At 61.9% G+C, this 10053-nt stretch carries 8 protein-coding genes and 2 pseudogenes; 7 read left to right on the plus strand and 3 right to left on the minus strand.

Annotated features, from left to right (window positions below; genetic code table 11):
- Nucleotides 1-669, plus strand: coding sequence for a response regulator transcription factor (locus tag OC71_RS15465; RefSeq protein WP_041070845.1), 669 nt, complete (start codon nucleotides 1-3; stop codon nucleotides 667-669).
- On the plus strand, nucleotides 666-1979 hold the full coding sequence (locus OC71_RS15470; protein ID WP_041070848.1) for a sensor histidine kinase: 1314 nt from the start codon (nucleotides 666-668) through the stop codon (nucleotides 1977-1979). The genes OC71_RS15465 and OC71_RS15470 overlap by 4 nt, the downstream gene beginning before the upstream one ends.
- Nucleotides 1980-2058: 79 nt before the next feature.
- On the opposite strand, the gene OC71_RS28750 is transcribed toward OC71_RS15470, so the two are convergent.
- Both OC71_RS28750 and OC71_RS28755 read right to left on the minus strand, forming a co-directional pair.
- Nucleotides 2059-2814: a methyl-accepting chemotaxis protein gene (locus OC71_RS28750; protein ID WP_371260414.1), complete on the minus strand. Its 756-nt coding sequence runs from the start codon at nucleotides 2812-2814 to the stop codon at nucleotides 2059-2061.
- Nucleotides 2815-2916: 102 nt separating this feature from the next.
- A pseudogene (locus OC71_RS28755) lies at nucleotides 2917-4389 on the minus strand (HAMP domain-containing protein); the annotation flags it as partial.
- A gap of 264 nt (nucleotides 4390-4653) precedes the next feature.
- On the opposite strand from OC71_RS28755, the gene OC71_RS15480 reads away from it, so the two are divergent.
- The 3 genes and pseudogenes from OC71_RS15480 (at nucleotide 4654) to OC71_RS28765 (ending at nucleotide 7814) form a co-directional block, all read left to right on the plus strand.
- Nucleotides 4654-5970: a Na+/H+ antiporter family protein gene (locus tag OC71_RS15480; protein ID WP_041070854.1), complete on the plus strand. Its 1317-nt coding sequence runs from the start codon at nucleotides 4654-4656 to the stop codon at nucleotides 5968-5970.
- 161 nt (nucleotides 5971-6131) lie between these two features.
- Nucleotides 6132-6956 (plus strand): annotated as a pseudogene (locus tag OC71_RS28760) (cache domain-containing protein); the annotation flags it as partial.
- A gap of 102 nt (nucleotides 6957-7058) precedes the next feature.
- The gene (locus OC71_RS28765) at nucleotides 7059-7814 is read left to right on the plus strand and encodes a methyl-accepting chemotaxis protein (RefSeq protein WP_371260415.1); all 756 of its coding nucleotides are present in this window, start codon (nucleotides 7059-7061) and stop codon (nucleotides 7812-7814) included.
- A gap of 119 nt (nucleotides 7815-7933) precedes the next feature.
- Here the strand turns inward: OC71_RS28765 and OC71_RS15490 are convergent, their stop codons facing one another.
- Nucleotides 7934-8869 carry a LysR family transcriptional regulator gene (locus tag OC71_RS15490; protein WP_041070859.1) on the minus strand — a complete coding sequence of 312 codons (936 nt, stop codon included), beginning with the start codon at nucleotides 8867-8869 and terminating at the stop codon, nucleotides 7934-7936.
- A gap of 114 nt (nucleotides 8870-8983) precedes the next feature.
- Between OC71_RS15490 and OC71_RS15495 the strand changes: the two genes are divergently transcribed.
- The gene (locus OC71_RS15495) at nucleotides 8984-9469 is read left to right on the plus strand and encodes a DMT family transporter (protein ID WP_041070862.1); all 486 of its coding nucleotides are present in this window, start codon (nucleotides 8984-8986) and stop codon (nucleotides 9467-9469) included.
- A 4-nt stretch (nucleotides 9470-9473) separates the two neighbouring features.
- On the plus strand, nucleotides 9474-9929 hold the full coding sequence (locus tag OC71_RS15500) for a DMT family transporter (RefSeq protein WP_041070865.1): 456 nt from the start codon (nucleotides 9474-9476) through the stop codon (nucleotides 9927-9929).
- Nucleotides 9930-10053: the final 124 nt, after the last annotated feature.

The raw sequence follows: 10053 nt of genomic DNA on the forward strand, positions 1-10053 counted from the left end.
ATGCGTTTGCTTCTGGTGGAAGACCACGTGCCGCTGGCCGACGAGCTGATCGCCGGCCTGCAGCGCCAAGGCTACGCGGTGGACTGGCTGGCGGACGGACGCGATGCGGTGTATCAGGGCAGCAGCGAGCCGTATGACCTGATCATTCTCGACCTTGGTCTGCCCGGTGTTCCGGGGCTGGAGGTGCTGGCGCAATGGCGCGCCGGTGGCCTGTCGACCCCGGTGCTGATCCTCACCGCCCGCGATTCCTGGGCCGAGCGCATCGAAGGCCTGAAGGCCGGCGCCGATGATTACCTGACCAAACCGTTTCACCCTGAAGAGCTGCACCTGCGGGTGCAGTCGTTGCTGCGCCGCTCCAAGGGCCAGGCCAACCAGCCGACGCTCAAGGCCGCCGGCCTGCATCTGGACGAAGGTCGCCAGTGCGTGATTCGTGACGGCAGCGAGATTCAGCTGACCGCCGCCGAATTCCGCCTGCTGCGTTATTTCATGCTGCACCCGGAACAGATCCTGTCGAAAACCCACCTCGCCGAGCACCTCTACGACGGCGAGACCGAGCGTGACTCCAACGTCCTCGAAGTCCACGTCAACCACCTGCGGCGAAAGCTCGGCAAATCGGTGATCGAAACCCGGCGGGGCCAGGGTTACCTGTTCGGCGGGCAGGCTTCGTGAGGTCGATCCAGCGCCGCTTGAGCCTGGGGTTGATCAGCGTGATGGTGATCGTCGGCCTGGTGTTGGCGCAAACCAGCCTGTGGTTGTTCGAGGTCGGGTTGCAGCGTTATCTCGAGGCCGGTCTGCGCAACGACAGCGAAAGCCTGCTGGTCGCGCTGGTGCGTGGCCCGCAAGGTTTGCAACTGGATGAGCGGCACCTGTCGCCAGCCTATCAGCGACCGTTTTCCGGGCATTACTTCCGCATCGATTTTGCCGACAGCCACTGGCGCTCGCGTTCGCTGTGGGATCAGGACTTGCCGCTGCTTGACCATCCTGGCCTGCACAGCAACCTGCAACTGGGCCCGGACGGTCAGCAGTTGCTGGTGTTGCGTTCGGATTATCGGCGTTTGGGGCAGTCGATCTCGATCAGCGTCGCCCAGGATTACACCCCGGTGCGCGAGAGTTTCCAGCGCATGCGCCAGATCGGCCTCGGTCTGGGCCTTGCCGGCTTGCTGCTGATTCTGCTGCTGCAACGGTTGACGGTACGTCGCGCGTTGAAGCCGCTGGAACGGGCGCGCGAGCAGATCGCCCAGTTGCAGCAGGGCCAGCGCTCGCAACTGGACGATCAGGTGCCGGTCGAGCTCGAGCCGCTGGTGGCGCAGATCAACCATCTGCTGGCGCACACCGAAGACAGCCTCAAGCGCTCGCGCAATGCGCTGGGCAATCTGGGACATGCGCTGAAGACGCCGTTGGCGGTGCTTTTGAGTCTTGCGTCGAGCGAAAAACTCGATGCCCATCCGGAGCTGCGCAAGATCCTCAAGGAGCAACTGGAGCAAGTGCAGCAGCGGCTCAATCGTGAACTCAATCGCGCGCGTTTATCCGGTGATGCACTGCCCGGCGCACTGTTTGATTGTGAGGCGGAACTGCCGGGGCTGCTGGCGACGTTGAACATGATCCACGGCGAGCATCTGGCGTTGAGCTACGTCGCGCCGCCGGGGCTGCAATTGCCATGGGATCGCGAGGACTTGCTGGAGCTGCTCGGCAACTTGTTGGACAACGCCTGCAAATGGGCGGATGCCGAGGTGCGGCTGAGCGTGATCGAACGAACGGACGGCTTCGCCCTGAGCGTTGAAGATGACGGGCCGGGGATTCCTGAGGAGCAACGCACTCAGGTGTTCAGCCGTGGCACGCGGCTCGACGAGCAGACTGACGGGCATGGCCTGGGGCTGGGGATTGTGCGGGATATCGTCGAGACGTGGGGCGGAGTGCTGGTGTTGGGCGAGAGTGAGTGGGGCGGTTTGAAGGTGGTGATCGAGTTGCCCAAACGCTGATCTCCCCAACACCATAAATCCGCTGTGGGAGCGAGCTTGCTCGCTCCCACATTGAAGTCCAGTTGGATTCAAGTCCGAGTCAGACCCGGAACTGATCCATCAGGCTCTGCTGTTGATTCGCCAGGCTGTTCAGCGACTGGCTCACCCGCGCCGACTCATTGGCTTGTCCGGACAGCGATTCGGTCACGTCGCGAATGGTCGCGACGTTGTTGTTGATCTCCTCGGCCACCGCGCTCTGTTCTTCCGCCGCGCTGGCGATCTGCAGGTTCATGTCGCTGATCACCGTCACCGCATCGCCGATCTGGCGCAGTGCGGTCACCGCTTGCCCGACCTGTTCGACACTGCCCTGAGCCTGGCGATGGCTGTTGCCCATCGAACCGACCACGTCCTGGGTACCGGTCTGCAATTGCTCGATGACCTGACGGGTTTCTTCCACCGACTCCTGCGTGCGGCGGGCGAGGTTGCGCACTTCGTCGGCGACCACGGCAAAACCGCGCCCGGCTTCACCGGCACGCGCCGCTTCGATTGCCGCGTTGAGCGCCAGCAGGTTGGTCTGTTCGGCGATGGCGCGGATGGTTTCCAACACCGTACCGATCTTCTCGCTATTGGCCGCCAGCCCTTCGACCTGAACCATCGCCGCGCTCATGTTGGCGGCCAGGGTGTCGATGCTCGCGGTGGTGCGGTCGATCACGGTCAGGCCCTGACGGGTGGCGCGGTCGGCGTCTTTGGCCGCTTCGGCGGCTTGCGCAGCACTGCGCGCAACATCCTGCGCGGTGGCGCTCATTTCGTGGGACGCGGTGGCGACCTGATCGACCTGGCGGTATTGCTGCTCCATGCCGGCGCTGGTCTGAGTCGCGATGGCCGAGGACTGGTCGGCGGTGTTGCGCGCGTCCTGCACCGAGCGTTTCACTTCGGCGATGATCGGTTGCAACTTGTCGAGGAACTTGTTGAACCAGCCGGCCAATTGGCCGAGTTCATCTTTCTTGTCGTAGGCCAGACGGCGGGTCAGATCGCCTTCGCCACTGGCAATGTCTTCGAGCATATTGGCCACGCCGAGGATCGGTTTGGTCACGCTGCGCGCCATCAGCCACACCAGCAGCAGGCCGACCAATGCCGCAAGCACGCCAAGGCTCAGTTCGATCAGGGTGCCCGAGTTGTTGCTCGCATCCAGTTGCTGCTTGAGCGCTTCGGCGCGGCTGACCAGCACCTTTTCCGGCACATCGAGCAACACGCCCCACGCCGGGCCGCCGGGGATCGGCTGGAACGGCGACAGCACTTTCAACTGGCCGTTGCTGTGCAGGCTGCTGACGCTGCTGCTGGCGCCGAGTTGACGCAGCAGTTCGGCGCCGCTGACGGTGTCCACGGCATCCAGACGTTTGCTCAGCTTGCTGGCGTCCGGGCTGTAACCGGCGAGCAGGCCGGTGGGGCTGATGATGCTCACGGCGGTCTGGCCGTCGTAGAGTTTTTTGCTCGCGCCCTGACTGATCGCCTGCAGGCTGTTGAGATTGATGTCCACCGACAGCGAGGCGATGACTTTGCCGTTGACCATCAGCGGAAAGACGATGCTGGTCATCAGCACGTTCTGGCCGTCGATCACATAAAAGTACGGTTCGATCACGCAGGGTTTGAGCGTAGTGCGCGGGCAGGTGAACCAGGCATTGGCCGCCTGACCGCTGGGGCCTGTGCTGGTGTCGGTCATGTCGCTTTCCGGCAGGGCCATCGAGGTGACTTTGCCCGGAGTCGGCTGCGACCAGTACAGGGCGAAGCGGCCCTTGTCGTTGCTGCCCAGCTCGGCCTGACCGGCGAACAGTTCATCCTTGCCATCCAAGGCGTTGGCTTCGAACACCAGTGACAGACCGAGCAGGTCCGGGTTGGCCTGCAGTGCGGACTTGACCTGACGGGTCATGTCTTCGCGCAGGTCGAAGGCGTCGAGGAAGCGCTTCTCGGCCTGTTCACGCAAAAACAGCACCTGCCGCGAGAAGCCGTGGCCATATTGGTAGGCATCCATGAACTGCTGGCGAATCCCGGCAGCCTGCACCTCACCCTGCGACTCAATGCGCGCCTGGGCCGACTCGGTCAGCATCTCCATGCTCGAAGCCTTCACCAGCTCGGAGCTGTGCTCCATGCGGTACAGCGAAAGACCCACCAGCAGGGTCACGATGCCCGCCAGGCACAGGCCGGCGAGCAGGGTGATTTTCCATTGAATGGAAAGTTGTCTGAGCGACATGGAGACGTCCTTATTCGATAAATATCTGAGACTTTGCACTGTAACGGCCGCGTTTCGGCTTTCTTTATTGTTCAAGCGCAATATGACCGATTGCCGCAGCCGAGTGACATTTAGACCCCTGTGGCGAGGGAGCTTGCTCCCGCTGGGGTGCGTAGCGCCCCCAAACCCCTTTAATGCGTTCATTCAGGCATAACGCGTCTACCGGGTTTGCGACTGCTGCGCAGCCGAGCGGGAGCAAGCTCCCTCGCCACAGGGATCTCCTGCATCACAGGGTTGTGCATTGCCAGTTACATTTCAGTTCAGCCGCTCGCTTTGACACCATCGCCGCTCTGCGGCACAGTGCGCGCCCTTCTAATAAGACCCTCTTTGCCAATCCGCCGGTTAACCGTTGGCGGACTCATCCTGTCTGGCGGTGATATTTCATCGCAGTGTTTTTGAGGTAGTGAAATGAATGCAGTGATTGCTGCGGTCGGCATCATGCTGATCCTCAGCCTGTCCCGTGTGCACGTGGTGATCGCCCTGATCGTCGGTGCGCTGGTCGGTGGCCTGACCGGTGGTTTGGGCATCGACGCCACGCTCAAGGCGTTCAACAGCGGTCTGGGCGGCGGCGCAACCGTGGCCTTGTCCTACGCGTTGCTGGGCGCGTTCGCCGTGGCGATTGCCAAGTCCGGCCTGGCCCATGCGCTGGCCGACAAGGCGCTGGCGATGGTCGATCGGCAACACGCGACCGGGGGCGGCAGCGTCAAATGGCTGCTGATCGGCCTGCTCTGGGTAGTGGCGATTGCCTCGCAGAACATTCTGCCGATCCACATTGCGTTCATTCCGCTGCTGGTGCCGCCACTGTTATATGTGTTGACCAAGCTGCAGCTTGATCGCCGGTTGATCGCCTGCGTCATGACGTTTGGCCTGATCACTCCGTACATGTTCCTGCCGGTGGGCTTCGGCAACATCTTCCTCAATGAAATCCTGCTGGCCAATGTCGCGCGCAGCGGCGTCGACATCAGTGGCATCAACGTCACCCACGCCATGGGCATTCCGGCGCTGGGCATGCTGTTCGGCCTGGCCATGGCGTTTATCAGCTACCGCAAGAAGCGCGTCTATGATCTGCAGAAAATCGAGCAGGTCGAGCAAGTGGCCGTGCAGTACAACCCGCTGAGCCTGATGATCGCCGGTGTGGCGATTGCGGCGGCGTTCATTGTGCAACTGCTGTTGGACTCGATGATTATCGGGGCGCTGGTCGGTTTCCTGATCTTCTCGGTGTCCGGCATCGTCAAGTGGCGTGAGACCGATGACCTGTTCACCGAAGGCATGAAGATGATGGCGATGATCGGTTTCATCATGATTGCCGCGTCCGGGTTCGCCGAAGTGATGAAGGCCACCGGGCAGGTGCAGACCCTGGTCGAATCGTCGGCCTCGTGGATCAATCACAGCAAGGGCATCGGCGCGCTGTTGATGTTGCTGGTGGGGCTGCTGGTGACCATGGGCATCGGTTCGTCGTTCTCCACGGTGCCGATTCTGGCGGCGATTTTCGTGCCGCTGTGCGTGCAACTGGGTTTCAGTCCGCTGGCGATCGTCTGCATCGTTGGCACCGCCGGGGCCTTGGGGGACGCCGGTTCGCCCGCTTCGGACTCGACGCTGGGCCCGACCTCCGGCCTGAACATCGACGGCCAGCATCACCACATCTGGGACACCGTGGTCCCGACCTTCCTGCATTACAACCTGCCGCTGCTGGCGTTCGGTTGGGTGGCGGCGATGGTCCTCTGATTAAAAGCTGAAGATCAAAAGATCGCAGCCTTCGGCAGCTCCTACATCAATATCTGTAGGAGCTGCCGAAGGCTGCGATCTTTTTTTGGGTTCAACTTTTGCTCGCGCGTGCCGTTAACGCCTTTAACCACGCCAATAAAACCAAAAGAGTGAGCCCCCCAATGCGCTTGAGTCTCAAGGCCAAAGTCCTGTCCCTTGCCGTCCTGCCGGTGCTGCTCTTTGCGCTGGTCATCAGCCTGACCACGCTGTTCATCCTCCAGCAGCAGGCGCACACCGAGGTCGAGCAGACCCGCGAACGCCTGCTCGCCGACGCCAAGGCCACGCTGCAAAGTTACGTCGCCGTGGCGATGACCACGATCAAACCGCTGTACGACGCGGCCGCCCCCGGTGATAACGCGGCGCGGGCGCAGGCGATCAAGCTGTTGTCGGGCATCCGCTACGGCAAGGACGGCTACTTCTTCGGCTACGACTCCGAGACCGTGCGCCTGTTCAAGGCCAACGACCCCGAAGGCGTGGGCAAAAGCTTCAAGGACAACCGCGATCCGAATGGCGTCTACGTCAACCTCGGCCTGGTGAAAGTAGCGAAGGACGGCACTCACTATCTGCAATACAGCTCGCCACTGCCGGGCAATGCCAACGTGCTGGTGCCGAAACTCGGCTACACCGAATACCTGGCAAAGTGGGACATGGCGGTGGGCACGTCGGTCAACCTCGACGGCATCGAGGCGCAAGTGGCGGTGGTCGAGGCGCAAGTGCAGGAGCGTATGCAAGGCGTGATCCTCAGCATCGTCGGCGTGGCCGTGCTGGTGCTGCTGGTGATCGCCGCAGCGGGCATGCTGTTGGCCAACACCATCTTGCGGCCGCTGAACCTGATGAAAGCCAACCTCGACGACATCGCCGCAGGCGAGGGCGATCTGACCCGCCGGCTGAACATCAGCAGCCAGGATGAGCTCGGCGAACTGGCCGGCTCGTTCAACCGCTTCGTCGACAAGATCCACGGCCTGGTGCGACAGATCACCGAGATGACTACGCAACTGACCGGCCTGGTGACCCAAGTGTCGGATCAGGCCCAGCGTTCCGATCAGGCGATGGAGCGTCAGCGCCATGAGACCGACCAGGTCGCCACGGCGATCAACGAAATGTCCGCCGCCGCCCAGGAAGTCGCCAAAAGCGCGCAGAACGCCGCGGTGGCCGCGCAACAGACCGACGAGGAGGGCCAGAGCGCCAAGCGCGTGGTGGCTGGCAGCATCAAACAGATTCATGCGCTGGTGGATGACATTCGCAGCAGCGGCGTATCGCTCGACAGCCTGCAGCAGGACGTGTCGTCGATTGTCGGCGTGCTCGGAGTGATCCGCTCGATTGCCGAACAGACCAACCTGCTGGCGCTGAACGCGGCGATTGAAGCGGCGCGGGCCGGGGAGGCCGGGCGTGGCTTTGCGGTGGTGGCGGACGAAGTGCGGGCGCTGGCCAGCCGCACGCAGATCAGCACCCAGGAAATTCAGGGCATGATCGATCGTTTGCAGGCGGGCACGCAGTCGGCGGTCGAGGCGATGCGCCGCTCCAGCGAGGCGGGCGATGGCACCTCGGCGCAAGCCAATCAGGCCGGTGCGTCGCTCGATGCGATGGCCGAGCTGATTGCGACCATCAATTCGATGAACGCGCAGATCGCCAGTGCGGCGGAAGAGCAGACGGCGGTGGCCGAAGAGATCAACCGCAGCGTGCATCAGATCGCCGTGGCGGTGGACAGCGTGGCGGATGAGACCCAGTTGGGCGCGCAGACTTCGCGCAGTCTGGCGGAGCTGGGGCAGCGGTTGGGCAAGCTGGTGGGCCAGTTCCGAATTTAATATTTTAGACAAACCGTGTAGGAGCTGCCGAAGGCTGCGATCTTTTGATCTTGCGTTAAAAGATCAAAGTCAAAAGATCGCAGCCTTCGGCAGCTCCTACACGGGGGGCGGTGTAAGGCTCAGGGTCTGTCCCAGTAGGGGACTTCGCCGAAACATTCGATGAAGAAGTCGATCACCGTACGCACCTTCACCGACAGTCGCCGGCTACCCGGCCACAGCACCGCAATCTGCTGCGGCTCCAGACTGTTGGACACCTGATACTCGCGCAACACCGGCACCAGCGTGCCTTCACGCACCGCTTCACCAATCAGCCACGACGGAAACATCACCAGCCCCAGGCCTTGTTCGGCGGCCTGGGTGAGGGTGTCGGCGTGGTTGCCAGTGATCGGGCCTTTGACCGAGTAAGGCGTCCAGTCGCCCTGACCTTGACGAAAGAACCAGCGCTGCTGACCGGTTGCGCCTTTGTAGGCCAGGCACTGGTGCTGCGCGAGATCTTCCGGGTGTTGCGGGATGCCGTGGCGCTGCAGATAGGTCGGGCTGGCGGCGACCTGAAAACTGTGCGGTGCCAGAATCCGCGCCTGCATGCTTGAATCGTGCAGCGGGCCGATGCGAAACAGCAGGTCGGCACCTTCCTGCAGCGGGTCGACGTAATGGTCGGTCTGCTGGATGTCGAGTTGCAGCTTCGGATAGCGCGCGCACAATTTTCCCAGCCATGGCGTCAGGTGACGCTGGCCGAACACCACCGGCGCATTGATGCGCACCAGCCCGGTGGGTTCGCTTTGCTGCTCCTGCAGCGCCTGTTCGGCTTCTTCCAGTTGCACCAGCACCAGCCGCGCATGGTGGCCGAGCATACGCCCGGCCTCGGTCGGCGTCACGGCACGGGTGTGGCGGTAGAGCAATTGCTGGTTCAGCGCCTGCTCCATCAACTGGATCTGCCGCGAGATCGAAGAGGGCGCCACGCCCTCGCGACGGGCGACTTCAGAGAAACTGCCGTGGTCGAGTACCGCCACAAACAGCCTCAACGTCTTGAACCCCAGGTCGTTTAGCCCGTGCATGAATCTATCCTGTTGTGCGAGTTGCGCAAAAGTGTTGTCTGGATGCTCCCATTTATCGCACAGCGGCGCCAGGCGATAATCCGCACCATCGTTTACTTGCATGGGAATTTGAATATGCAAACGCTGGATCAAGTCAGTGGGGCGGCACCGGCTACCCGGTCGGGGCTGCGCTTGTTGTTATTGCCGCTGGTCATTCTGGCCGGCATGGGCCTGTCGGTGGAGGCCGGATTGCTTGGGCCATTGGGTGAGCAAGTCGGGCATCTGTGGGCGACCTTGAGCATCTTCGGCGTGGGTTCGGCGATTCTGTTTTTGCTGCTGTTGTTCGCCGGCCCCCAGAAAGGCCCAGCGCTGACCGAGCTGCCGCGCTGGCAGTTGATCGGAGGATTTCTGGGGCCGATGTACGTGGTGGTGCTGACCCTGGCGACGCCGCATATCGGGATTGCGATGACGATGATCGCGATTCTCTCGGGGCAGGTCGGCAAGAGTGTACTGATCGACCATTTCGGCTGGTTCGGCGCGACGCGCAAGAAGGTCAATGCCGAGCGCTGGCTGGCGTTGGTGTTGATTGTGGTGGCATTGGTTCTGATTGCGCGGGGTTGAAGAGATGAGTCTGGTTATTTTGTTGGCAGTGGTGGTGTTGGCTGGCGCTGTGTTGAGTGTGCAGGCGGCGATCAATGGGCGCTTGGGTGAAACGGTCGGGGTGTTGCGCAGTAGTCTGCTGACGTTTGTCGTGGGGGCAGTGACTACCGGATTGTTGATTCTGTTCTTTGAGCCGGCGCAGGCGGTCAGCCTCTTGGACGTGCCGAAGTGGCAGCTCACCGGGGCGCTGTTTGGTGTGGTTTACATGATGGTCATGGTCGGTGCTGTGCCTGTCGTGGGCACGGCGGTGGCGACTGTTGCGGTGATCGTCGGGCAACTGGGGATGGGGATGTTGATCGATAATTTTGGCTGGCTGGGGAATCCGGCGATCGAGCTTTCGTCTTCTCGGGTGTTGGCGATGGTGTGTCTTGGGTTGGCTTTGGTTTTTATGTATCGGAGTAGTGTTCGGGGTTCAGATTGAGTTTTGGGTGTATATCCGTTTTTTTGGTGAAGGCTGGTTAGGGTTCCGCCCTTACGGCGGGTCACTTTTTCCAGACGCCGAAAAAGTAACCAAAAAGGCTTTACGGTATGACTCACCCACATAG

It is taken from the genome of Pseudomonas sp. W15Feb9B (assembly GCF_000828175.1).
GTDB lineage: Bacteria > Pseudomonadota > Gammaproteobacteria > Pseudomonadales > Pseudomonadaceae > Aquipseudomonas > Aquipseudomonas parakoreensis.

What these genes read in the sequence shown, in the direction of transcription:
- OC71_RS15465 (WP_041070845.1), top strand. Translation starts at nt 1, where the DNA reads ATGCGTTTGCTTCTGGTGGAAGACCACGTGCCGCTGGCCGACGAGCTG.
- OC71_RS15495 (WP_041070862.1), top strand. Translation starts at nt 8,984, where the DNA reads ATGCAAACGCTGGATCAAGTCAGTGGGGCGGCACCGGCTACCCGGTCG.
- OC71_RS28765 (WP_371260415.1), top strand. Translation starts at nt 7,059, where the DNA reads ATGGAGCGTCAGCGCCATGAGACCGACCAGGTCGCCACGGCGATCAAC.
- OC71_RS28750 (WP_371260414.1), bottom strand. Translation starts at nt 2,814, where the DNA reads ATGGAGCAGCAATACCGCCAGGTCGATCAGGTCGCCACCGCGTCCCAC.
- OC71_RS15490 (WP_041070859.1), bottom strand. Translation starts at nt 8,869, where the DNA reads ATGCACGGGCTAAACGACCTGGGGTTCAAGACGTTGAGGCTGTTTGTG.
- OC71_RS15480 (WP_041070854.1), top strand. Translation starts at nt 4,654, where the DNA reads ATGAATGCAGTGATTGCTGCGGTCGGCATCATGCTGATCCTCAGCCTG.
- OC71_RS15500 (WP_041070865.1), top strand. Translation starts at nt 9,474, where the DNA reads ATGAGTCTGGTTATTTTGTTGGCAGTGGTGGTGTTGGCTGGCGCTGTG.